The organism is Streptomyces sp. NBC_00250, from assembly GCF_036192275.1.
In the GTDB taxonomy this organism is placed as follows: domain Bacteria; phylum Actinomycetota; class Actinomycetes; order Streptomycetales; family Streptomycetaceae; genus Streptomyces.
On the sequence record NZ_CP108088.1, the window covers coordinates 5,612,858 to 5,636,160 of the forward strand.

Genomic DNA, 23,303 nt, shown 5'->3' on the forward strand with positions numbered 1-23,303 from the left:
ACACCACGACGAACGGTCCGCCCCCTGTGGTTCACCCACAGGCGGCGGACCGTTTCGCGTGCCCCGGCGCGAAACCGCCCCGCCCCCACCGTCCACGGCAAGCAGGCCCGTTCCTCCCGCTCTGTCCACAGGGCGGCGGACCGCTCCGCGTGCAGCCGTTAGTGTGGGCCTCCGTCCGAGACGCTCCCCACGCCCCCCGCGGGCGACCCCGGCCGGAGGGCCCGTAGCTCGATGTCCTCAACTCCTGAGTTTCCGCGACACGTCGTCACCGCCGTGCTCGTCACCCACGACGGCGCCCGCTGGCTGCCGGACGCCCTCGCCGGGCTGCTCGCCCAGGAACGCCCCGTGCAGAACGTGGTCGCGGCCGACACCGGCAGCGCCGACGACTCGGCGCAGCTCCTCGCCGACGCCATCGGCGCCGACCGCGTCCTGCACCTCGCGCGCCGCACCGGCTTCGGTGCCGCCGTCGAGGAGGCCGCCCGCACCGCGCCCGAGCTCGGACCCGAGGACCTCGCCTATCTGAAGCGCCCCAGCGGCTGGGACCCGGTCAGCCGCAGCTGGAACGACGAGGCCTACGACCTCCCCGAACTCCCGCACGGCGAACCGGTCCAGTGGCTCTGGCTCCTCCACGACGACTGCGCCCCCGAGCCCGGCGCCCTCGCCGAACTCCTGCGCGTCGCCGACTCCGACGCGGACGCCGCCGTCATCGGCCCCAAGCTGCGCGGCTGGTACGACCGGAAGCAGCTCCTGGAGACTGGCGTCTCCATCGCCCGCAGCGGCCGCCGCTGGACCGGACTCGACCGCCGCGAGCAGGACCAGGGCCAGCACGACCAGGTCCGCTCCGTCCTCTCCGTCTCCACCGCCGGCATGCTCGTCCGCCGCGACGTCTTCGAGGAGCTCGGCGGCTTCGACCGCCGTCTGCCCCTCATGCGCGACGACGTCGACCTGTGCTGGCGCGCCCACTCCGCCGGCCATCGCGTCCTGATCGCCCCCGACGCCGTCCTCCGGCACGCCGAGGCCTCCGCCCGCGAGCGCCGCACCGTCGACTGCGCCGGCCGCACCGCCGCCAACCCGCACCGCGTCGACAAGGCCGGCGCCGTCTACACCCTCCTGGTCAACACCCGCGGCGCCGCCCTCCCGTACGTCTTCGCACGCCTCGTCGTCAGCACCCTGCTCCGCACCCTCGCCTATCTCGTCGGCAAGGTCCCCGGCCAGGCCGTCGACGAGGTCATGGGCCTCCTCGCCACCCTGCTGCGCCCCGAGAAGATCCTCGCCGCCCGCAAGCGGCGCAAGAACCCCGTCGTCCCGGCGAGCGAACTCCGCCCGCTGTTCCCGCCGCCCGGCGCCACCGTCCGCGCCGCCGTCGAACAGCTCACCGCCGACTTCGGCGGCTCCGAGGCCGACTCCGGCGGCTCCCGCCGCGGCGTCGTCGAGTCGGGACCCGGTGGCGACGACGCCGACTACCTGGAGATCGAGCAGTTCGCCCGGCTCAAGAAGATCGCCCGCAAGCCGGGCCCGGTCCTCTTCGCCCTGCTGCTCGTCGTCTCCCTGGTCGCCTGCCGCAACCTCTTCGCCGGCGGCTCCCTCGCCGGCGGCGCCCTGCTGCCCGCGCCCGACACCGTCTCCGCACTCTGGTCGCGGTACGCCGACTCCTGGCACGCCCTCGGCACCGGCGGCACCCAGACCGCCCCGCCCTACCTCGCCGTCCTGGCCGCGCTCTCCGCGCTGTTCCTCGGCTCCACCTCCACCGCGCTGACCCTGCTGCTCGTCTGCTCGGTCCCGCTCGCCGGCTTCACCGCGTACTTCGCCGCCCGCGGCATCGTCGAATCCCGGCTCCTGCGCGCGTGGGGCGCCATCGCGTACGCCTTCCTGCCCGCCGCCACCGGGGCCCTCGCCACCGGCCGGCTCGGCACCGCCGTCCTCGCGATCCTGCTGCCGCTGACGGCCCGCGCCGCCGTCGCCGCCCACGGCTTCAACCGGCCCGACCGGGGCAGCTGGCGCGCCACCTGGGCGTACACCTTCCTGCTGACCTTCGCGACCGCGTTCACCCCGGTCGTCTGGCCGCTCGCCGTCCTCCTCGGCCTCGGCGTGCTCGTCGTCCGCCGCTCCGACATCACCGCGTACGGGCTGCGCTTCCTGGCCGCCGTCGGCACCCCGCTCCTCGTCCTCGCGCCCTGGTCGCTGACCCTGCTCACCGACCCGGCCGCGTTCCTGCGCGAGGCCGGCCTCGACGTCCGTACGGGCACGGCCACCGCGCTCGACCTGCTCGCCACCAGCCCCGGCGGCCCCGGCACCACCGGCGGCCTCCTCCTGGCCGGCCTCGTCCTCGCCGGCCTGGCCGGACTCCTGCGCGAGGAGCGACAGCTCGCGGTCCGCGCCGCCTGGGCCGCCGGCCTCGCCGGCCTCCTCTTCGCCGCCCTGTCCAACGGCGCGGGCGGCACCGGCTGGGCCGGACCCGCCACCCTCGTCTACGGCGCCGCCCTCATCGCCGCCGGCATGATCGGCGCCGAGGGCGGCCGCACACGCGTCGCCGCCCACGGCTTCGGCTGGCGCCAGCCCGTCGCCGCCCTCATCGCCCTCGGCTGCGCCCTCGGCCCCGCCGTCGCCGCCGTCGGCTGGATGATCGGCGGCGCCGACGGCCCGCTGACCCGGCGCGACCCGGTCCAGGTCCCGGCGTTCGTCGCCGAGGAGTCCGGCACCCGCGACCAGCCCCGCACCCTCGTCCTCGGCGGCACCTCGCCCGGCGAGGTCGCCTACACCCTGGTCCGCGGCTCCGGCGCCCGCCTCGGCGACGGCGAACTCACCGCGACCGCAGAGGCCGACCCGCGCCTCGACGACGTCGTCGCCCACCTGGTCGCGGGCTCCGGCGCCGACCAGACCCAGGAGCTCAGCGGCTACGCGATCCGCTACGTCCTCGTACGGGACGGGGCACCGCGCCAGATGAGCCGCGTCCTCGACTCCACCCCCGGCCTCAGCCGCCTCAGCCAGCTCGACGGCAGCGCGCTCTGGCGCGTGGACCGCGAGATCGCCCGCATCATGATCGTCCCGCCGACGGCGAAGACCGCGGAAGGCACGACGCAGGGGACCGCGGACTCCAAGACGCCGACCGCCCCCGTCGCCGTCGCCGCCGGCCCCGTCGAGGCGCACACCGACATCCCGGCCGGCCCCACCGGCCGCGTCCTGCGCATCGCCGACCGCGCCGACGAGGGCTGGACCGCCACCCTCGACGGCAAGGAGCTGACCCGCACCACCGTCGACGGCTGGGCCCAGGGCTTCGAACTCCCCGCCACGGCCGGCCGCCTCGACCTCACGTACGACCAGCCGCTCACCCACACCGCGTGGATCTGGGCCCAGGCAGGCCTCGCCGTCGTCCTGCTCGTCCTCGCCCTGCCCGGTCGCCGCCGCGAGATCGACGACGACCTGCCCGAGGAGGAGCTCGCGATCCCCGCCCAGGCCACCGAGGGCGACGGCCGCCGGGCCCGCCGTCTGCGCGCCGCCGCCGAGGCGGAGGCCGAGGGCGCGGAAGCCGCCGGGACCGTTCCCGAACCGGAGCCCGCCCCCGCCCCGATCCCCGAGCAGCAGGCGTACGAGCCCCAGGAATGGAACGGCGGCTACGACCCGGCCTACGCCCAGGCCCAGGAGCAGCCCCAGCCCCAGGCGTACGCCGACCAGGGAGACCAGGGCTACTACCAGGAGTACGCGGCCGACCCGTACCAGCAGCAGCCGTACGCATACCCCCAGCAGGGCTACGAACAGCAGCCGCAGCAGTACGACCAGCAGCAGCCGTACGCCGAACAGGGCTACGACCAGCAGCAGTACGACCCGCAGCAGCCGCAGCCGCAGCAGTACGACCAGCAGGGTTACGAACAGCAGCAGTACGACCCGTACACCTACGGCTACGGGCACCCCCAGGGCCACGAGACCGAGCAGCGTCCCGACGGGAGCAGCAACCAGTGAAGCGCACGACCCTCTCCCTGATCGCGGGCGCCACGGCCCTCGCCGCCGTCACCGGCTTCGCGTCCCTGACCGCCCCCGGCGGCACCGCCGCCCCCGAGGCCAAGGCGCCCACCCGGCTGCCGGTCGAGCGCGCCGGCCTGGCCTGCCCGGTGCCCAGCACCTCCGAGGTGGCCGAGACCCTCTACACCTCGTACACCCCGGTCAGCAGCGGTACCGGCACGGCGAAGGGCGGCGCCGGCACGGCCGGGAAGCCCACCACCCCCCTCGCCCAGCTACGCCCCGCCGCGAGCGCGACGGCCTCCGGCGGCGCCGCCAAGGGCGGCAAGAAGCCCAAGGCCCCCAAGGCCCCGGCCACCGTCACCGCCCCCGGCAAGCCCGTCACCGCCGAGGCGAACGGCGCCACCGCCCCCGCCCTCACCGGCTCGGCCACCGGCACCCTCGCCCCCGGCTGGACCGTCCAGCAGACCACCGTCGTCCCGGCGGGCGGCGCACGCGGCCTCCTCGGCCTCACCTGCGGCGCCCCCGACACCGACTTCTGGTTCCCGGCGGCCTCCACCGCCAAGGAACGCCAGGACTACGTCCACCTCACCAACCCGGACGACACGGCCGCCGTCGCCGACATCGAGCTGTACGGCCCCGAGGGCGTCCTCAAGTCCCAGTTCACCGAGGGCATCCCGGTCCCCGCCCACTCCACCGTCCCGGTCCTGCTCTCCACCCTCACGGCCGCCGCCGCACAGCAGTCCGTCACTGTCCACGTCACCACCCGCAGCGGACGCGTCGGCGCGGCCATCGGCTCCGCCGACGACAAGCTCGGCAGCGACTGGCTCGCGGCCTCGGCCGACCCGGCGAGCACCGCCGTGCTCCCCGGCATCCCGGCCGACGCCACCTCCGTACGCCTGGTGGCCTTCGTCCCGGGCGAGGACGACGCCGACCTGAAGATCCAGCTGGTCTCCAAGGACGGCACGATCGTCCCGGTGAGCGCCGGCTCCCTCCACGTGAAGTCGGGGATGACGGCCTCCGCCGAACTCCCGGACCTCACCCGCGGCCAGGTGGGCTCGCTGCTCCTCACCCCGAGCGACCCGAAGAAGCCCACGCCGGTCGTGGCCGCCCTCCGGGTGGTCCGCGGCAAGGGCGACGACACCGAGATCGCCTTCGTACCGGCGACCCCGGCGATCGCCGCCCGTGCGACGGTCGCCGACAACCGCGCCAAGGGCACGACGCTCGCCCTGACCGTTCCCCCCGGCGCCGACGCGCAGGTCAAGGTCACGGCCTCGGCCGGTTCCGGCGGCGGGACGCCCGTGTCGAAGACGGTCACGGTCAAGGGGGGCACGACGACCGCCCTCACCGACCTGGTCCCCGGGGGTCTCAAGGGGTCCTACGCGCTGACCGTCGAACCGGTCTCGGGCGGCAAGGTGTACGCGGCCCGGACGCTCGCGGTGCCGCTGGACGGCACCCCGATGTTCACGATCCAGACCTTCACCGACGACCGGGGCACGGTCGAGGTCCCGTCGGCCCACCAGGACCTGGGAGTCCTGGACTAGGCGCGCGGCGACACGGGCGGGGTACCGGCCCCGCCCGCACGAGGGAAGCAGTCCTCACGCCCGCACGAAGGAGCAATCCTCGCGGCCGCATGAAGGAAGCAACCCTCACGAGGGAAGCAATCCTTACGAAGGAATCCCGAGGACTCGGTCCTCCGGGGATCAGTCCTGCCCGTACCGGGGATCGACCGACTCGGGCGACAGCCCCAGAAGCTCCGCGACCTGCTCCACGACCACCTCGTGGACCAGGAGCGCCCGCTCGTCCCGGTTCTTCGACCGGATCTCGACCGGCCGCCGATAGACGACCACCCGGGCCGGATCGTTCTTCTCCGCGGGCGCCGAACCGCCCAGCGGCACCGTCTCGCCGGGCACCGGCGGCGGCACCTCCATCACGAGGAACTCGACGTCGGCGAGCTGCGGCCAGCGCCGTTCGAGGCGCTCCACCGAGTCGAGGACGAGATCGCGGAAGGTGTCGGCCCGGCTCGTGGAGAGCGGCACCTGCGGCGGGGCGACCGGCCCGCGCATCCCGCGACCGTGCCGGTCGCGGCGGCGCACCCGAGGCTCCGCCGGGGGCTCCGTGGAGTTCTGCGGGGGGCTCGGCGGCACAGGACTGTCCATCACTGACGCAGCGTAACCCTCATCGGTGTCCGCGCACCGTGGCGCATCCTCGCCACCTTCCCGGGCGACCCGGCCCCGCCACCACGCCCCATGTCGAAACCTGAACATTCCGGCCAACCACCTGCCCGATTCCGGGGCCGCTCGCGATCGGCCATCTGGCCGTGGTTGACCGGATCCGTACCCCGGACTGTCCGGATCGACTCCCGGCGCCACCCCCTTGTGCCCCCTCCCGCGCAGGTCGGACCGGCCGCCACTCGAAGGGGGGTGGCGGAGGTCACAGCGCGACACGGTGGAGTGACCTGAGGGAGAGTCGTCGCGGCCCGCTCAAGAGTGCGGTACCGTCCAACGTCGTGAGCCCTGTACGTCGCTGTTCGCGCACTGCGTGCGGCCGCCCTGCCGTCGCGACACTGACGTACGTCTATGCCGACTCGACTGCGGTCCTCGGCCCGCTCGCCACCTACGCCGAGCCCCACTGCTACGACCTGTGCGCCCAGCACAGCGAGCGCCTGACCGCCCCACGGGGGTGGGAGGTCGTGCGGCTGACCGACGGTTCCGCCCCGCCCCGCCCCAGTGGCGACGACCTCGAAGCCCTGGCCAACGCGGTACGGGAGGCGGCCCGCCCCCAGGAACGCGCGGCCGAGGCCGGCGGCAAGGGCGGCGGAGGCCGCGGCGGCGACCCCATGGAGGTCGGACGCCGCGGGCACCTGAGAGTGCTGCGCTCCCCCGACAACTGAGCGCAACCGGCCACCGTCCGCGATCCCCCTCCCCGCTCCGGGTAGTTTTGGCGTTCCTACACGCGCCGCACACGCGTGCCGAGAACTCAGGAGGGTGGATCCGTGACTGCCGATCTGTCGCAGATCGTGAAGGCGTACGACGTCCGCGGAGTGGTACCCGACCAGTGGGACGAGACGCTCGCCGAACTCTTCGGCGCCGCCTTCGTACGAGTGACGGACGCCGACGCGATCGTCGTCGGCCACGACATGCGTCCCTCGTCGCCCGGCCTCTCGGACGCCTTCGCGCGCGGCGCGGCCCGCCTCGGCGCCGACGTCACCCTGATCGGGCTCTGCTCCACCGATCAGCTGTACTTCGCTTCCGGCAGCTTCGACCTGCCCGGCGCGATGTTCACCGCCTCGCACAACCCGGCCCAGTACAACGGCATCAAGATGTGCCGCGCGGGCGCGGCCCCGGTGGGCCAGGACACCGGCCTGGCCGAGATCCGCGAACTGGCTGAACAGTGGTCGGAGACCGGCGCGCCGGAGGCCGCCCCGACCCCGGGCACGATCACGCACCGGGACACCCTCACGGACTACGCGACCTACCTGAAGTCCCTGGTGGACCTGAGGACGATCCGCCCCCTCAAGGTCGTCGTGGACGCGGGCAACGGCATGGGCGGCCACACGGTCCCCACCGTCTTCGAAGGCCTGCCGCTCGACGTCGTCCCGATGTACTTCGAGCTGGACGGCACGTTCCCGAACCACGAGGCCAACCCGCTCGACCCGAAGAACATCGTCGACCTCCAGGCCCGCGTCCTGGCCGAAGGCGCCGACCTGGGTCTGGCCTTCGACGGGGACGCCGACCGCTGCTTCGTCGTCGACGAGCGCGGCGAGCCCGTCTCGCCCTCCGCGATCACCGCCCTCGTCGCCGCGCGCGAGCTCGCGAAGACCCCCGGCGGAACGATCATCCACAACCTGATCACCTCGTGGTCGGTGCCGGAGGTCGTCCGCGAGAACGGCGGCGAGCCGGTCCGCACCCGCGTCGGCCACTCCTTCATCAAGGAGGAGATGGCGAAGACCGGCGCGATCTTCGGCGGAGAGCACTCGGCGCACTACTACTTCAAGGACTTCTGGAACGCGGACACCGGCATGCTGGCCGCGCTCCACGTCCTGGCGGCCCTGGGCGGCCAGGACGGCCCCCTGTCCGGCCTGGTCGCGGCCTACGACCGCTACGCCTCCTCGGGCGAGATCAACTCGACGGTCGCGGACCAGGCGGCGAGCGCGGCCAAGGTCAGGGCGACGTACGAGGGCGAGGGCGTCACCCTCGACGACCTCGACGGCCTCACGGTCACGGCCGCCGACTGGTGGTTCAACCTCCGCGCCTCCAACACGGAGCCGCTGCTGCGCCTCAACGTCGAAGCCCGCGACGAGGCGACCATGACCAAGATCCGCGACGAGGTCCTGGCCCTGGTCCGCACGACGGCCTGACCCGCCGACAGCGGACCGCCGGGGAACGGGGCACCCCCCGTCCCCCGGCGGTAGGCTGACCTGGCCCGAAACCGCTTGTTCGAAGGGACACCCCATGCCGCTCGAAGCCGGCCTCCTGGAGATCCTGGCCTGCCCCGCGTGCCACGCTCCACTGAACGACCGCACGGCGGACGAGACCCCCGAACTCATCTGCACGAGCCCCGACTGCGGCCTCGCCTACCCGGTCCGCGACAACATCCCGGTCCTCCTGACAGACGAAGCCCGCCGCCCGTAACCCCGGCCGGAGGCAGCGGCCACCGAAGGCGCCCGCCACCCGAGGAACGTCACCACGACGAAGCCGAGGCAGCGGCACACAAGCCGAAGCCCCGGCCCACTCAGGCCCCGGACCCACCCCACCGAGCGCCCCGACACCCCGCCGGACAACGTCCCCCGGGAGGGTGGGGCAGCAGCTTTCGCCTACGGAGGGTGGGGCAGCGGTCTTGGTCTCCGGAGGGTGGGGCGGCAACCTTCGTCCGCGGAGGGTGGGGCAGCGGTCTTCGTTTCCGGAGGATGGGGCAGCAGCCTTCGTCCGCGGAGGGTCGGGCAGCGGTCCTGGTCCCCGGAGGGTCGGCCGGCAGCCTTCCTCACCCGGAAGGGGCCGGGCAGCAGTCTTCGTCTCTGGAGGGTCGGCCGGCAGCCTTCCTCCCCCAGAGAGCCGGGCAGCAGCCTTCCTCCCCGGGGAGAGCCGGCCGGTGCTCTTCTCCCCCAGGGAGGGTCGGCCGGCGACCTTCTCTCTCCCCCGGAGGGTCCGCCGCCAACGGCGAGCACCCCCCACGGGAAGCCCGCACCTCTGCCCTCCCAGCTGCACGGGTGGTGCGGGTGGGAACCGAAAAGCCCGGCCGAAGGCCGGGCACCCCCAAGCCACCGCACCCGCACCACCGCGAGCCCGCACCACAGGGCCGAGCCCGCACCACAGGGCCCCGCACCAAGAGGCCCCGCACCCCAAAACACCCGCACCATGGAAGGTGCCCCCACCAACAGGCACCGGCCCCCCAAGCCCCCCGCAAGGGGACCCGCGACGACGACGCGACCGGAGGCACCCGCCCCATGCTCGACGAGACCCTCCTCGACGCCCCGGACGACCTCGCCCTGGCCGACCGCCGCGGCCTCCTCCGCGGCGCCGCCGAAGCCGGCGCCCGGGTGAGGACGGCAGCCCGCCACGCCGCCGAGGCCGGCATCGCGGACCTCCACCCCGAGGGCCGCCCCCGCGCGGTCCTGGTCGCGGGCCCGGGCACGGCCGCCGCGGCCGTCGCCGACCTGATCGGCGCCCTGGCCGGAGCCTCCGCCCCCGTCGTACGCCTCCAGCCGACCGGCGTCGCCCCCGCCGCGGGCGCCCTGCGCTGGGCGCTGCCCGGCTGGGCGGGCTCCGTGGACCTCCTCCTGCTGCCGACGACGGACGGCTCCGAACCGGGCCTGGCGCTCCTGGCGGAGCAGGCATACCGGCGCGGGATCACCGTCGTCGCCGTGGCACCCAAGGCCTCCCCGCTGGCCGAGACCGTCAGCGGCTCCGTGGGCCTGTTCGTGCCGATGGCCATCGCCCCGAACGAGGCCCCGAACGAGTACGCCGAGAACATCGCGGCGAGCCCCGGCACCCTCTGGGCCCTGTTCACCCCGCTGCTCATGCTGCTCGACCGGGTCGGTCTCCTGGAGGCGTCGCAGGAGGCCCTGGAGAAGGTCGCCGACCGCCTGGACCGTACGGCCGAGCGCTGCGGCCCGGCCATCGCCACGTACAGCAACCCGGCGAAGACGCTCGCCGCCGAGCTCGCGGACTCGCTTCCGCTGATCTGGACGGAGGGCGCCGCGGCGGGTCCGGCGGGCCGTCGTTTCGCCGCGGTCCTCGCCGAGCTCGCGGGGCTGCCGGCCCTGGCCGCCGAACTTCCGGAGGCGCTGCCGGCCCACGGCGTCCTACTTGCGGGCGACTACGCGGCGGGTGCCGATCCCGACGACTTCTTCCGGGACCGGGTCGACGAGCCGCAGGCGCTCCGCGCCCGGGTCGTCCTGCTGAGGGACCGCCCGGCGGACGGCCTGACCGCCGCACACGCGGCCCGCGAACTGGCGCTGAGTCACGAGACGGCCATCAGCGAGCTGGAGCCGGAGGAGGGTGATGACCTGGAGACCCTGGCAGAACTGCTCGCGGTGACCGACTTCGCCGCCGTCTACCTCTCCCTGACCACTCCGGGCCGTACGGCGGTCTGACGCGGCGAAGGCGCCCCGCCCGGGGACCGCCCGCCACCCGAAACCCCGCCCACCACCCGGCCCACCACCCCCTCCACCCGGCCCACCACCCCCTCCACCCGGCCCACCACCCCCTCCACCACCCGTCCCACCACCCCGTCCACCACCCGGTAACCCACCCGTCACCCGCCCCCTGTCATCTGTCTCCCGACACCCCTCACCATCCGTCACGACCTTGAGGAGCTGGCAGGCACCATGGACCGCCTCGTCAACACCGTTCGCCCCTACGCCTGGGGATCCACGACGGCCATCCCGGAGCTGCTCGGCATCGCCCCGACCGGCGATCCCCAGGCCGAGATGTGGATGGGCGCCCACCCCGGCGCGCCCTCCCGCACCGAGCGCGGCGCGCTGAACGAGCTGATCGACGCCGATCCCGTACGCGAGCTGGGGGAGCGTTCCGCGGCGAAGTTCGGACCGCGTCTGCCGTTCCTGCTGAAGGTGCTCGCCGCCGGCGCCCCGCTCTCCCTCCAGGCCCACCCCGACCTGGCCCAGGCGCAGGAGGGGTACGCGGCCGAGGAGGCCGCCGGCATCCCGATCGACGCCCCGCACCGCACGTACAAGGACGCCAACCACAAGCCCGAGATGATCTGCGCGCTCACCCCCTTCGAGGGGCTGTGCGGTTTCCGCGCCCCCGCCGAGGCCGCCGACGTCCTCGCCGGGCTCGGTGTCGACTCGCTGAAGCCGTATGTCGACCTGCTGTACGCCCACCCCGAAGAGGCCGCGCTCCGCGAGGTCATGACGGCGCTGCTGACCGCCGACCCGGAGGAGATGGCGCACACCGTCGCGGAGGCGGCCGTGGCCGCCGACCGTCTCGGCGGCGCGTACACCCCGTACGCGAGCCTCGCCCACCACTTCCCGGGCGACCCCGGCGTCATCGCCGCGATGCTCCTCAACCCGGTCCGGCTCCAGCCCGGCGAGGCCCTCTACCTGGGCGCGGGCGTCCCGCACGCCTACCTCGCCGGCCTCGGCGTCGAGATCATGGCCAACTCCGACAACGTGCTGCGCTGCGGCCTCACCCCCAAGCACATCGACGTCCCCGAGCTCCTGCGCGTGGTCCGCTTCGAGCCCACCGACCCGGCCGTCCTGCGCCCCGAGGCCTCCCCGACGGGGGAGGAGGTCTACGACACCCCGATCGACGAGTTCCGTCTGTCCCGTTTCGTACGGCCGGAGGGCGCCGCCCCGACCGACCTGACAAGCCCCACCCCGCAGATCCTGCTCGCGGTCGCGGGCCGCCCGAAGGCGGGCGAAGTCACCCTCGCCCCCGGCGAATCCGTCTTCGTGCCCGCGGGCGAGAGCACCGAACTCTCCGGTACGGGGACGGTCTTCCGCGCCACCGTCGTGGCCTGATGCGACAATGACCGGCCGAACCGCGGCGACAGAGCCGGTGCATCGACGAAGGGACCACGTACACCCATGAGCGCGTCAGGCGGAACCAAGGCGATCGTGGCGGCACTCGCCGCCAACCTCGCGATCGCCGTAGCCAAGTTCGTGGCGTTCCTCTTCAGTGGTTCGTCGTCGATGCTCGCGGAGAGCGTCCACTCGCTCGCCGACTCCGGCAACCAGGGCCTGCTGCTCCTCGGCGGCAAGAAGGCCCAGCGCGAGGCGACGCCGCAGCACCCCTTCGGCTACGGCCGTGAGCGCTACATCTATGCGTTCCTCGTCTCCATCGTGCTCTTCTCCGTCGGTGGCATGTTCGCCATCTACGAGGGCTACCTGAAGATCAAGGACCCGCACCCGATCGAGGCCTGGTACTGGCCGGTCGGCGTGCTCGTCTTCGCGATCATCGCCGAGTCCTTCTCCTTCCGCACCGCCATCAAGGAGTCGAACCTGATCCGCGGCGGCCTCACCTGGACGCAGTTCGTCCGCCGCGCCAAGGCCCCTGAACTCCCCGTCGTCCTCCTGGAGGACCTCGGCGCGCTCGTCGGCCTCTTCCTCGCGCTCGGCGGCGTCGGCCTCGCCCTGCTGACCGACGACGGCGTCTGGGACGGCATCGGCACCCTCTGCATCGGCATCCTGCTCATCGTCATCGCGATCGTGCTGGCCGCCGAGACCAAGTCGCTGCTGCTCGGCGAGGCCGCCGGCACCGACGACGTCGAGAAGATCGAGGCCGCGGTCGTCGACGGCGAGACCGTCACCCGCCTCATCCACATGCGTACGCTCCACCTCGGCCCGGAGGAGCTCCTCGTCGCCGCCAAGATCGCCGTCCAGCACGACGACTCGGCCGCCGACGTCGCGAACGCGATCAACGCCGCCGAGGGCCGTATCCGTGCCGCCGTCCCGATCGCCCGGGTCATCTACCTGGAGCCCGACGTCTACAGCGAGGCGGCCGCGTCGGCCGGCATGAATCCGGCCAAGACGCCGGGCGGCAGCGACCACTGACCCTGCCCCACAAGACCCCCGGAACCCCACGGTTCCGGGGGTTTCGCGCATCTGTACGGGTCGTCGGCGGCGCCCCGCGGCCCGATGCGGACTGTGGCCCGCCGCGCTGTCCGGTGTAGATTCGTGACCAGCCAGACGTCGCTGCTGATGGCGGTCGGGCGGTCCTCGCGGACCGGCCGAGGGAGAGAGGGCCTCCGACGACGGCATCGTGGAAAACCCCGGGCATTCCTGTGCCCAGGGAGCCTCCGTGGTGCCCGGCGCCCCAACCGACCCTCGCACTCGAACACACGAGGAGCAGCCCAGTCATGACGACTGCCGCCCACCAGGACTTCAAGGTCGCCGACCTCTCCCTGGCCGCCTTCGGCCGCAAGGAGATCACCCTCGCCGAGCACGAGATGCCCGGCCTGATGTCGATCCGCCGGGAGTACGCCGAGCAGCAGCCGCTCGCCGGCGCCCGCGTCACCGGCTCCCTGCACATGACCGTGCAGACCGCCGTCCTCATCGAGACCCTCGTCGCCCTCGGTGCCGAGGTCCGCTGGGCCTCCTGCAACATCTTCTCCACCCAGGACCACGCCGCCGCGGCCATCGCCGTCGGCCCGAACGGCACCCCGGAGAACCCGCAGGGCGTCCCGGTCTTCGCCTGGAAGGGCGAGACCCTGGAGGAGTACTGGTGGTGCACCGAGCAGGCCCTCACCTGGCCGAACACGCCCACCGGCGGCCCGAACATGATCCTCGACGACGGTGGTGACGCCACCCTCCTCGTCCACAAGGGCGTCGAGTTCGAGAAGGCCGGCTCCGCGCCGGACCCGGCCACCGCGGACAGCGAGGAGTACGGCCACATCCTCCGTCTCCTCAACCGCACCCTCGGCGAGAACCCGCAGAAGTGGACCCAGCTGGCGTCCGAGATCCGCGGCGTGACCGAGGAGACCACCACCGGCGTCCACCGCCTGTACGAGATGCAGCAGGCCGGCGACCTCCTCTTCCCGGCGATCAACGTGAACGACGCCGTCACGAAGTCGAAGTTCGACAACAAGTACGGCTGCCGCCACTCCCTCATCGACGGCATCAACCGCGCCACCGACGTCCTCATCGGCGGCAAGACCGCGGTCGTCTTCGGCTACGGCGACGTCGGCAAGGGCTGCGCCGAGTCCCTCCGCGGCCAGGGCGCCCGCGTCATCGTCACCGAGATCGACCCGATCTGCGCGCTCCAGGCGGCGATGGACGGCTACCAGGTCGCCACCCTGGACGACGTCGTCGAGACGGCCGACATCTTCATCACCACGACCGGCAACAAGGACATCATCATGGCCGCGGACATGGCCAAGATGAAGCACCAGGCCATCGTCGGCAACATCGGCCACTTCGACAACGAGATCGACATGGCCGGTCTCGCCAAGATCGAGGGCATCGTCAAGGACGAGGTCAAGCCGCAGGTCCACACCTGGAAGTTCCCCGACGGCAAGGTCCTCATCGTCCTGTCCGAGGGCCGCCTGCTCAACCTGGGCAACGCGACCGGCCACCCCTCCTTCGTCATGTCGAACTCGTTCGCGGACCAGACCCTGGCCCAGATCGAGCTCTTCACGAAGCCGCAGGAGTACCCGACCGACGTCTACGTCCTGCCGAAGCACCTGGACGAGAAGGTCGCCCGCCTCCACCTGGCCGCGCTGGGCGTCAAGCTGACGACCCTCCGCCCCGAGCAGGCCGCGTACATCGGCGTCGACGTCGAGGGCCCGTTCAAGCCGGACCACTACCGCTACTGATGCCCCGGCCGGCGGCGCCCGCGCGCTGACGCGACGCCGTCCCGGACACCCGTAGAGGATTCAGGCAGGCCCCCCGCACCCCCGTGCCGGGGGCCTGCCCCGTCCCGCCCCCGCTACCGCTCCCGGAAGCCCCCCTCCCGAGGACCCGCCTCATGCCCCGCGGCCGCTATTCGCTCCATGACCCGCACGACCACACCCCCCTCGGTGAAGAGCACTTCCACTGCGCACCCGGCCCCTCCGGCTGGCGCTACGTCTCGCAGATCACCACCCCCTCCGGCGACCACCGAGGCTCCGTCGACCTGGCCGTCGACGAACTCGGCCGCCCCATCCGCCTCGAACTCCACGCCGCCGGCTGGCAGGTACGCGGCGCGGCCATCGACGGCGTCACCTGGGTCCGCACGGACCCCACAGGAACCCACGCCACCGAAGGCAATGTGCGCGCCCATGCCTTCACCGGCACGTCCCCGGCGTTCCTCGTCGCACTCACGCGACTCCTGCGTCTCACCCCCGATTCCCCCGAGACCCGTGTCCGGCTCGTCGCCTTCACGGACCCGGTGCTCGCCCCCCTCACGGTCGACCAGTCCTGGGCCCTGCTGAAAAGTGAAGCGCACGCCACTGACAACGGCCCCCTGATGGTGGACGAGTACCAGGTCAGCGCCCTGGACACGGGCGAACGGCACACCGTCCACATCGCCGGAGACGTGGTCCTCGCGGCCCCCGGCATCGAACTCGAAGCCCTGGAAACCCCGCCGTCGGTCTTCCCCTGACGATCAGGCGGGCGGAGCGAACCCGGTAGCGGGCGGCCGCGACTCCCCGCCCCTGGTCGCAGGTGGCGCAACGGGAGAAGCAACCACCGGCGCAACGGCAACCGCCGCCGCTGACGGCGGAACGACAACCGGCGCCGGCGCGGACATCCCCCCGCCTCCGCCGGCGGCGCCCGCCCGCACCGAAGGACCGAAGGCCCTCCGGGCGTCCCGCGCCTGCCGCTCGGCCACCACCCCCGCCAGAAACGCGTCGGCCGGCACCCCCGGCGGCGGAGGCGTCCCCGTCCGCGTCACCAGCTCGTCGGCGAGCCGCTCCGCGAGCCGCCGCCCCACGGCCGGGTCCAGGTCACGCGCCCGCGTGAGGTACTGCCGTATCTCCAGCCACAGCGCCTCGGGCACCGCCGAGAGATCGAGCCCGGAGAACCGCCCCACCAGCCACGGCGGCGGCGGGGGCACGGCCAGAACCCGCGCCGCGGGTATCCGCTCCCGCACCACCAGCGTCCCCGCGAAGACGTCCCCGACCCGCCGCCCCCGCTCCGACACCAGCGACGCGGCACAGGCGACCACCCCGAAGGTCATCAGGATCTCCACGACCCCCATCGCCCCCCGCACGAGCGCGTGCCGGAACCGAATCGGCCCGCCGTCGTCCCGCACCACACGCAGCCCACAGGCCATCTTCCCCAGCGACCGCCCGTGCGACAGCGTCTCCACCGCGATCGGCGCCCCCACCAGGATCAGCAGGAAGGAGGCGATGGACACCGCCATCACCGCCGCCTCGTCGAGCGACGCGGTCGCGACCGCCAGCCCGATCGAGATCAGCAGATACGCGGCCACCACCACCGTCAGGTCGATGAGCACCGCCAGCGCACGACTCGGCAGCCGCGCGGGCTGCAACCCCAGTACGACGGCATCCCCGGTCACCAAGCCACTCACGGCACCCACCCTTCTCAGCCCTTCCCGACCCCTCCGAACGCCAGTCTGCCAAGCTGACCCGCAGCGCGCCGCAGCAGTACGGACCCGTCCGCAGCAGATGCCTGGAGCAGCAGCCGATCATGGACCTCGACGTCTACGTCACCGCCCACCGCGCCGAGTGGGAACGCCTCGACCACCTCCTGCGCCGGGGCGGCAAGCTCACCGGCGCCGAGGCCGACGAACTCGTGTCCCTGTACCAGCGCACGGCCACCCATCTCTCGATCGTGCAGTCGAGCACTCCGGACCCGATGCTCACGGCCCGGCTCACCCAGCTCGTGGCCCGCGCCCGCGCCGCCGTCACCGGCACCCGCCGTGCCTCCTGGCGCGACGCGGCCCGCTTCCTCACCGCGGGATTCCCGGCGGCCGTCTACCGTTCCCGCCACTGGTGGATCCCCACCGCTGTCCTCTCCACCCTGCTCGCCGTCCTCATCGGCTGGTGGATCGGTACGCACCCGGAGGTCCAGGCTTCGATCGGCGCTCCTGCGGACCTCCGCGAGATGACCCGCCCCGGCGGCCAGTACGAGACGTACTACTCCAGCCACCCGGCGGCCTCCTTCGCCGCCCAGGTCTGGACGAACAACGCCAAGGCCGCCGCCATGTGCCTGGTCCTGGGCGCCTTCCTCGGCATCCCGGTGCTCTGGATCCTCTTCATGAACATGCTGAACGTGGGCGTCGGCATAGGCCTGATGGCCGCCGCCGGCCGCCTCGACGTCTTCCTGGGCCTGATCCTTCCGCACGGCCTGCTCGAACTGACCGCCGTCTTCGTGGCCGCCGGCACGGGCCTCCGCCTCGGCTGGACCGTCATCGACCCGGGCCCGACCACCCGCCGCGCCGCCCTCGCGGAACGCGGCCGGGCTGCCGTCGGCATGGCGATCGGCCTGGCCCTGGTCCTCTTCGTCTCGGGCCTGATCGAAGGCTTCGTCACCCCCTCAGGCCTGCCCACCTGGGCCCGCATCACCATCGGCGTCGCCGCTGAGCTGGCGTTCCTCGCCTACGTCTACGTCCTCGGCGGCCGCGCCTCCCGAGCCGGCGACCAGGGCGACCTCGAAGAGCCCGACCGCAGCGCGGAGCTCCCCACCGCTGCCTGATGTGCGTACGACCCCGCTGACCTGCTAGTGTCCTCCGGTGCCCACAAAAGCCATTGACATGGTGGACGTGGGGAGGTAGATTCAAACGGTTGCCTGGAACTGGACAGTTCGGCAGCGATCAAGTAGAGTCTCACTCACTCCGGTCGGGAATTCGATTCCACGGAGTCACCCCGATTCTTATTCGAATCACGAAAGCCACCGATTAGGTCGGCCCAAATGATTCTGATAAAGTCGGAACCGCCGAAAGGCCCCCGGAGTGAAAACAAAAGGGACCGGAAAGCACCGAGGAAATCGGATCGGAAAGATCTGATAGAGTCGGAAACGCAAGAACGAAGGGAAGCCCGGAGGAAAGCCCGAGAGGGTGAGTACAAAGGAAGCGTCCGTTCCTTGAGAACTCAACAGCGTGCCAAAAATCAACGCCAGATTAGTTGATACCCCGTCCATCTTCGGATGGCGAGGTTCCTTTGAAAGTCCTGCCGGCCCTTGTGGCGGGTAGGCAACATACACAGCGAGGACGCTGTGGACAGTCGGCCTTATTCCGGTCTGACTGTCCCGCTCAACGCGAGTGTCACCCGATTACGGGTAAACATTCACGGAGAGTTTGATCCTGGCTCAGGACGAACGCTGGCGGCGTGCTTAACACATGCAAGTCGAACGATGAAGCCCTTCGGGGTGGATTAGTGGCGAACGGGTGAGTAACACGTGGGCAATCTGCCCTTCACTCTGGGACAAGCCCTGGAAACGGGGTCTAATACCGGATAACACCGGCTTCCGCATGGGAGCTGGTTGAAAGCTCCGGCGGTGAAGGATGAGCCCGCGGCCTATCAGCTTGTTGGTGGGGTAATGGCCTACCAAGGCGACGACGGGTAGCCGGCCTGAGAGGGCGACCGGCCACACTGGGACTGAGACACGGCCCAGACTCCTACGGGAGGCAGCAGTGGGGAATATTGCACAATGGGCGAAAGCCTGATGCAGCGACGCCGCGTGAGGGATGACGGCCTTCGGGTTGTAAACCTCTTTCAGCAGGGAAGAAGCGAAAGTGACGGTACCTGCAGAAGAAGCGCCGGCTAACTACGTGCCAGCAGCCGCGGTAATACGTAGGGCGCAAGCGTTGTCCGGAATTATTGGGCGTAAAGAGCTCGTAGGCGGCTTGTCACGTCGGGTGTGAAAGCCCGGGGCTTAACCCCGGGTCTGCATCCGATACGGGCAGGCTAGAGTGTGGTAGGGGAGATCGGAATTCCTGGTGTAGCGGTGAAATGCGCAGATATCAGGAGGAACACCGGTGGCGAAGGCGGATCTCTGGGCCATTACTGACGCTGAGGAGCGAAAGCGTGGGGAGCGAACAGGATTAGATACCCTGGTAGTCCACGCCGTAAACGTTGGGAACTAGGTGTTGGCGACATTCCACGTCGTCGGTGCCGCAGCTAACGCATTAAGTTCCCCGCCTGGGGAGTACGGCCGCAAGGCTAAAACTCAAAGGAATTGACGGGGGCCCGCACAAGCAGCGGAGCATGTGGCTTAATTCGACGCAACGCGAAGAACCTTACCAAGGCTTGACATATACCGGAAAGCATTAGAGATAGTGCCCCCCTTGTGGTCGGTATACAGGTGGTGCATGGCTGTCGTCAGCTCGTGTCGTGAGATGTTGGGTTAAGTCCCGCAACGAGCGCAACCCTTGTCCTGTGTTGCCAGCGTGCCCTTCGGGGTGATGGGGACTCACAGGAGACCGCCGGGGTCAACTCGGAGGAAGGTGGGGACGACGTCAAGTCATCATGCCCCTTATGTCTTGGGCTGCACACGTGCTACAATGGCCGGTACAAAGAGCTGCGATGCCGCGAGGCGGAGCGAATCTCAAAAAGCCGGTCTCAGTTCGGATTGGGGTCTGCAACTCGACCCCATGAAGTCGGAGTTGCTAGTAATCGCAGATCAGCATTGCTGCGGTGAATACGTTCCCGGGCCTTGTACACACCGCCCGTCACGTCACGAAAGTCGGTAACACCCGAAGCCGGTGGCCCAACCCCTTGTGGGAGGGAGCTGTCGAAGGTGGGACTGGCGATTGGGACGAAGTCGTAACAAGGTAGCCGTACCGGAAGGTGCGGCTGGATCACCTCCTTTCTAAGGAGCACAGTACCGATTGCAGGCAAATGTTCTGCACGGTCAGCTCATGGGTGGAACGTTGATTAGTTGGCACAGTCTCTCTCCGAGAAATCGTTAGTACTGCTTCGGCGTGGAAAACGAGCTTCGAGGAACGGACTGTGCTTGGCACGTTGTTGGGTATCTGAGGGTACGGCCGTAAGGTTTGTATCTTCGCGATGCCGGCCCCAGTGAACTCATCTGCTTGTCGGGTGGGGTGATGGGTGGCTGGTCGTTGCTTGAGAACTACACAGTGGACGCGAGCATCTGTGGCCAAGTTTTTAAGGGCGCACGGTGGATGCCTTGGCACCAGGAACCGATGAAGGACGTGGGAGGCCACGATAGTCCCCGGGGAGCCGTCAACCAGGCTTTGATCCGGGGGTTTCCGAATGGGGAAACCCGGCAGTCGTCATGGGCTGTCACCCATGCCTGAACACATAGGGCATGTGGAGGGAACGAGGGGAAGTGAAACATCTCAGTACCCTCAGGAAGAGAAAACAACCGTGATTCCGGGAGTAGTGGCGAGCGAAACCGGATGAGGCCAAACCGTATGCGTGTGATACCCGGCAGGGGTTGCGCATGCGGGGTTGTGGGATCTCTCTTTCACAGTCTGCCGGCTGTGAGACGAGTCAGAAACCGTTGATGTAGGCGAAGGACATGCGAAAGGTCCGGCGTAGAGGGTAAGACCCCCGTAGCTGAAACATTAACGGCTCGTTTGAGAGACACCCAAGTAGCACGGGGCCCGAGAAATCCCGTGTGAATCTGGCGGGACCACCCGCTAAGCCTAAATATTCCCTGGTGACCGATAGCGGATAGTACCGTGAGGGAATGGTGAAAAGTACCGCGGGAGCGGAGTGAAATAGTACCTGAAACCGTGTGCCTACAAGCCGTGGGAGCGTCGGATACAGCTTGCTGTATCTCGTGACTGCGTGCCTTTTGAAGAATGAGCCTGCGAGTTTGCGGTGCGTTGCGAGGTTAACCCGTGTGGGGAAGCCGTAGCGAAAGCGAGTCCGAATAGGGCGATTCAGTAGCGCGCTCAAGACCCGAAGCGGAGTGATCTAGCCATGGGCAGGTTGAAGCGGAGGTAAGACTTCGTGGAGGACCGAACCCACCAGGGTTGAAAACCTGGGGGATGACCTGTGGTTAGGGGTGAAAGGCCAATCAAACTCCGTGATAGCTGGTTCTCCCCGAAATGCATTTAGGTGCAGCGTCGTGTGTTTCTTGCCGGAGGTAGAGCACTGGATAGGCGATGGGCCCTACCGGGTTACTGACCTTAGCCAAACTCCGAATGCCGGTAAGTGAGAGCACGGCAGTGAGACTGTGGGGGATAAGCTCCATGGTCGAGAGGGAAACAGCCCAGAGCATCGACTAAGGCCCCTAAGCGTACGCTAAGTGGGAAAGGATGTGGAGTCGCAGAGACAACCAGGAGGTTGGCTTAGAAGCAGCCACCCTTGAAAGAGTGCGTAATAGCTCACTGGTCAAGTGATTCCGCGCCGACAATGTAGCGGGGCTCAAGCGTACCGCCGAAGTCGTGTCATTGCAGCAATAGGGCCAACGCCCGCTGTGATGGGTAGGGGAGCGTCGTGTGCCGGGTGAAGCAGCCGCGGAAGCGAGTTGTGGACGGTTCACGAGTGAGAATGCAGGCATGAGTAGCGATACACACGTGAGAAACGTGTGCGCCGATTGACTAAGGGTTCCTGGGTCAAGCTGATCTGCCCAGGGTAAGTCGGGACCTAAGGCGAGGCCGACAGGCGTAGTCGATGGACAACCGGTTGATATTCCGGTACCCGCTTTGAAACGCCCAATATCGAGCCCATTAATGCTAAGGCCGTGAAGCCGTTCCGGACCCTTCGGGGAAAGGAAAGTGGTGGAGCCGCTGACCCAAGGTGGTAGTAGGTAAGCGATGGGGTGACGCAGGAAGGTAGTCCAACCCGGGCGGTGGTAGTCCCGGGGTAAGGGTGTAGGGCGTTGTCCAGGTAAATCCGGACAGCACATAGCCTGAGACCTGATGCCGAGCCGATTGTGGTGAAGTGGATGATCCTATGCTGTCGAGAAAAGCCTCTAGCGAGTTTCATGGCGGCCCGTACCCTAAACCGACTCAGGTGGTCAGGTAGAGAATACCGAGGCGTTCGGGTGAACTATGGTTAAGGAACTCGGCAAAATGCCCCCGTAACTTCGGGAGAAGGGGGCCACGTCTGGTGATCGGATTTACTCCGTGAGCTGGGGGTGGCCGCAGAGACCAGCGAGAAGCGACTGTTTACTAAAAACACAGGTCCGTGCGAAGCCGTAAGGCGATGTATACGGACTGACGCCTGCCCGGTGCTGGAACGTTAAGGGGACCGGTTAGCTCTGTTTCGACAGGGCGAAGCTGAGAACTTAAGCGCCAGTAAACGGCGGTGGTAACTATAACCATCCTAAGGTAGCGAAATTCCTTGTCGGGTAAGTTCCGACCTGCACGAATGGCGTAACGACTTCTCGACTGTCTCAACCATAGGCCCGGTGAAATTGCACTACGAGTAAAGATGCTCGTTTCGCGCAGCAGGACGGAAAGACCCCGGGACCTTTACTACAGTTTGATATTGGTGTTCGGTTCGGCTTGTGTAGGATAGGTGGGAGACTTTGAAGCCGTGACGCCAGTCATGGTGGAGTCGCCGTTGAAATACCACTCTGGTCGTGCTGGATGTCTAACCTCGGTCCGTGATCCGGATCAGGGACAGTGTCTGATGGGTAGTTTAACTGGGGCGGTTGCCTCCCAAAGGGTAACGGAGGCGCCCAAAGGTTCCCTCAGCCTGGTTGGCAATCAGGTGTTGAGTGTAAGTGCACAAGGGAGCTTGACTGTGAGACCGACGGGTCGAGCAGGGACGAAAGTCGGGACTAGTGATCCGGCGGTGGCTTGTGGAAGCGCCGTCGCTCAACGGATAAAAGGTACCCCGGGGATAACAGGCTGATCTTCCCCAAGAGTCCATATCGACGGGATGGTTTGGCACCTCGATGTCGGCTCGTCGCATCCTGGGGCTGGAGTCGGTCCCAAGGGTTGGGCTGTTCGCCCATTAAAGCGGTACGCGAGCTGGGTTTAGAACGTCGTGAGACAGTTCGGTCCCTATCCGCTGCGCGCGCAGGAATATTGAGAAGGGCTGTCCCTAGTACGAGAGGACCGGGACGGACGAACCTCTGGTGTGCCAGTTGTCCTGCCAAGGGCATGGCTGGTTGGCTACGTTCGGGAGGGATAACCGCTGAAAGCATCTAAGCGGGAAGCCTGCTTCGAGATGAGTATTCCCACCTCCTTGAGAGGGTAAGGCTCCCAGTAGACGACTGGGTTGATAGGCCGGATGTGGAAGCCCAGTAATGGGTGGAGCTGACCGGTACTAATAGGCCGAGGGCTTGTCCTCAGTTGCTCGCGTCCACTGTGTTAGTTCTGAAGTAACGAACCGTGCCGATATCCGGTTGGTCAACTTCATAGAGTTTCGGTGGTCATAGCGTTAGGGAAACGCCCGGTTACATTCCGAACCCGGAAGCTAAGCCTTTCAGCGCCGATGGTACTGCAGGGGGGACCCTGTGGGAGAGTAGGACGCCGCCGAACAATTTTTAGCCTCAACCCCCGGACCTTGTCCGGGGGTTG

Annotated in this window: 13 protein-coding genes and 3 rRNA genes; 14 read left to right on the top strand and 2 right to left on the bottom strand. The window is 69.3% G+C overall.

Translation table 11 applies throughout. From position 1 onward, the window contains the following. Window positions 1–231: 231 nt before the first annotated feature. Together OG259_RS25515 and OG259_RS25520 are read left to right on the top strand one after the other, a co-directional pair. Window positions 232–3,957 carry a glycosyltransferase family 2 protein gene (locus OG259_RS25515; protein WP_328944384.1) on the top strand — a complete coding sequence of 1,242 codons (3,726 nt, stop codon included), beginning with the start codon at window positions 232–234 and terminating at the stop codon, window positions 3,955–3,957. Continuing rightward, entirely contained in the window at window positions 3,954–5,498 is a 1,545-nt protein-coding gene (locus tag OG259_RS25520) for a DUF5719 family protein (RefSeq protein ID WP_328944385.1), read from the top strand. Before OG259_RS25515 ends, OG259_RS25520 begins: the two co-directional genes overlap by 4 nt. Window positions 5,499–5,657: 159 nt before the next feature. Here the strand turns inward: OG259_RS25520 and OG259_RS25525 are convergent, their stop codons facing one another. Continuing rightward, the gene (locus OG259_RS25525) at window positions 5,658–6,113 is read right to left on the bottom strand and encodes a metallopeptidase family protein (RefSeq protein ID WP_328947173.1); all 456 of its coding nucleotides are present in this window, start codon (window positions 6,111–6,113) and stop codon (window positions 5,658–5,660) included. 299 nt (window positions 6,114–6,412) lie between these two features. On the opposite strand from OG259_RS25525, the gene OG259_RS25530 reads away from it, so the two are divergent. The 8 genes from OG259_RS25530 (at window position 6,413) to OG259_RS25565 (ending at window position 15,494) form a co-directional block, all read left to right on the top strand. Further along, a complete protein-coding gene (locus OG259_RS25530) occupies window positions 6,413–6,847 on the top strand; it encodes a DUF3499 domain-containing protein (RefSeq protein ID WP_079042180.1) in 435 nt (144 codons plus the stop codon). A gap of 102 nt (window positions 6,848–6,949) precedes the next feature. After that, window positions 6,950–8,314 (top strand): phosphomannomutase/phosphoglucomutase, encoded by a 1,365-nt coding sequence (locus OG259_RS25535; protein ID WP_328944386.1) that lies wholly within the window; start codon window positions 6,950–6,952, stop codon window positions 8,312–8,314. Between the two features lie 94 nt (window positions 8,315–8,408). Continuing rightward, entirely contained in the window at window positions 8,409–8,588 is a 180-nt protein-coding gene (locus OG259_RS25540; RefSeq protein WP_073915537.1) for a Trm112 family protein, read from the top strand. A gap of 812 nt (window positions 8,589–9,400) precedes the next feature. After that, window positions 9,401–10,549 (top strand): SIS domain-containing protein, encoded by a 1,149-nt coding sequence (locus OG259_RS25545; RefSeq protein WP_328944387.1) that lies wholly within the window; start codon window positions 9,401–9,403, stop codon window positions 10,547–10,549. 234 nt (window positions 10,550–10,783) lie between these two features. Then, window positions 10,784–11,935 carry a mannose-6-phosphate isomerase, class I gene (gene manA, locus OG259_RS25550; RefSeq protein WP_328944388.1) on the top strand — a complete coding sequence of 384 codons (1,152 nt, stop codon included), beginning with the start codon at window positions 10,784–10,786 and terminating at the stop codon, window positions 11,933–11,935. A gap of 66 nt (window positions 11,936–12,001) precedes the next feature. Further along, complete coding sequence (locus tag OG259_RS25555; protein WP_328944389.1) at window positions 12,002–12,967, top strand: cation diffusion facilitator family transporter; 966 nt, start codon at window positions 12,002–12,004, stop codon at window positions 12,965–12,967. A gap of 305 nt (window positions 12,968–13,272) precedes the next feature. Next, on the top strand, window positions 13,273–14,727 hold the full coding sequence (gene ahcY / locus OG259_RS25560) for an adenosylhomocysteinase (RefSeq protein WP_328944390.1): 1,455 nt from the start codon (window positions 13,273–13,275) through the stop codon (window positions 14,725–14,727). Window positions 14,728–14,879: 152 nt separating this feature from the next. Continuing rightward, window positions 14,880–15,494 carry a hypothetical protein gene (locus OG259_RS25565; protein ID WP_328944391.1) on the top strand — a complete coding sequence of 205 codons (615 nt, stop codon included), beginning with the start codon at window positions 14,880–14,882 and terminating at the stop codon, window positions 15,492–15,494. Window positions 15,495–15,497: 3 nt separating this feature from the next. On the opposite strand, the gene OG259_RS25570 is transcribed toward OG259_RS25565, so the two are convergent. Then, window positions 15,498–16,424, bottom strand: a complete 927-nt coding sequence (locus tag OG259_RS25570) for an RDD family protein (protein ID WP_328944392.1) — start codon at window positions 16,422–16,424, stop codon at window positions 15,498–15,500. A 119-nt stretch (window positions 16,425–16,543) separates the two neighbouring features. Here OG259_RS25570 and OG259_RS25575 point away from each other — a divergent pair, with 119 nt between their 5' ends. From OG259_RS25575 to rrf, 4 genes are all read left to right on the top strand, one after another. Continuing rightward, a complete protein-coding gene (locus tag OG259_RS25575) occupies window positions 16,544–17,551 on the top strand; it encodes a stage II sporulation protein M (RefSeq protein ID WP_328944393.1) in 1,008 nt (335 codons plus the stop codon). A 589-nt stretch (window positions 17,552–18,140) separates the two neighbouring features. After that, window positions 18,141–19,666 (top strand): 16S ribosomal RNA (locus OG259_RS25580). A gap of 289 nt (window positions 19,667–19,955) precedes the next feature. Continuing rightward, a 23S ribosomal RNA gene (locus tag OG259_RS25585) occupies window positions 19,956–23,073 on the top strand. 74 nt (window positions 23,074–23,147) lie between these two features. Then, window positions 23,148–23,264: ribosomal RNA gene (gene rrf / locus OG259_RS25590) — 5S ribosomal RNA — on the top strand. Together the 16S, 23S and 5S rRNA genes form the textbook arrangement of a ribosomal RNA operon. The last annotated feature ends 39 nt before the right edge of the window (window positions 23,265–23,303 follow it).

What these genes read in the sequence shown, in the direction of transcription:
- OG259_RS25525 (WP_328947173.1), bottom strand. Translation starts at nt 6,113, where the DNA reads ATGGACAGTCCTGTGCCGCCGAGCCCCCCGCAGAACTCCACGGAGCCC.
- OG259_RS25540 (WP_073915537.1), top strand. Translation starts at nt 8,409, where the DNA reads ATGCCGCTCGAAGCCGGCCTCCTGGAGATCCTGGCCTGCCCCGCGTGC.
- OG259_RS25515 (WP_328944384.1), top strand. Translation starts at nt 232, where the DNA reads ATGTCCTCAACTCCTGAGTTTCCGCGACACGTCGTCACCGCCGTGCTC.
- OG259_RS25545 (WP_328944387.1), top strand. Translation starts at nt 9,401, where the DNA reads ATGCTCGACGAGACCCTCCTCGACGCCCCGGACGACCTCGCCCTGGCC.
- OG259_RS25555 (WP_328944389.1), top strand. Translation starts at nt 12,002, where the DNA reads ATGAGCGCGTCAGGCGGAACCAAGGCGATCGTGGCGGCACTCGCCGCC.
- manA (WP_328944388.1), top strand. Translation starts at nt 10,784, where the DNA reads ATGGACCGCCTCGTCAACACCGTTCGCCCCTACGCCTGGGGATCCACG.
- ahcY (WP_328944390.1), top strand. Translation starts at nt 13,273, where the DNA reads ATGACGACTGCCGCCCACCAGGACTTCAAGGTCGCCGACCTCTCCCTG.
- OG259_RS25575 (WP_328944393.1), top strand. Translation starts at nt 16,544, where the DNA reads ATGGACCTCGACGTCTACGTCACCGCCCACCGCGCCGAGTGGGAACGC.
- OG259_RS25565 (WP_328944391.1), top strand. Translation starts at nt 14,880, where the DNA reads ATGCCCCGCGGCCGCTATTCGCTCCATGACCCGCACGACCACACCCCC.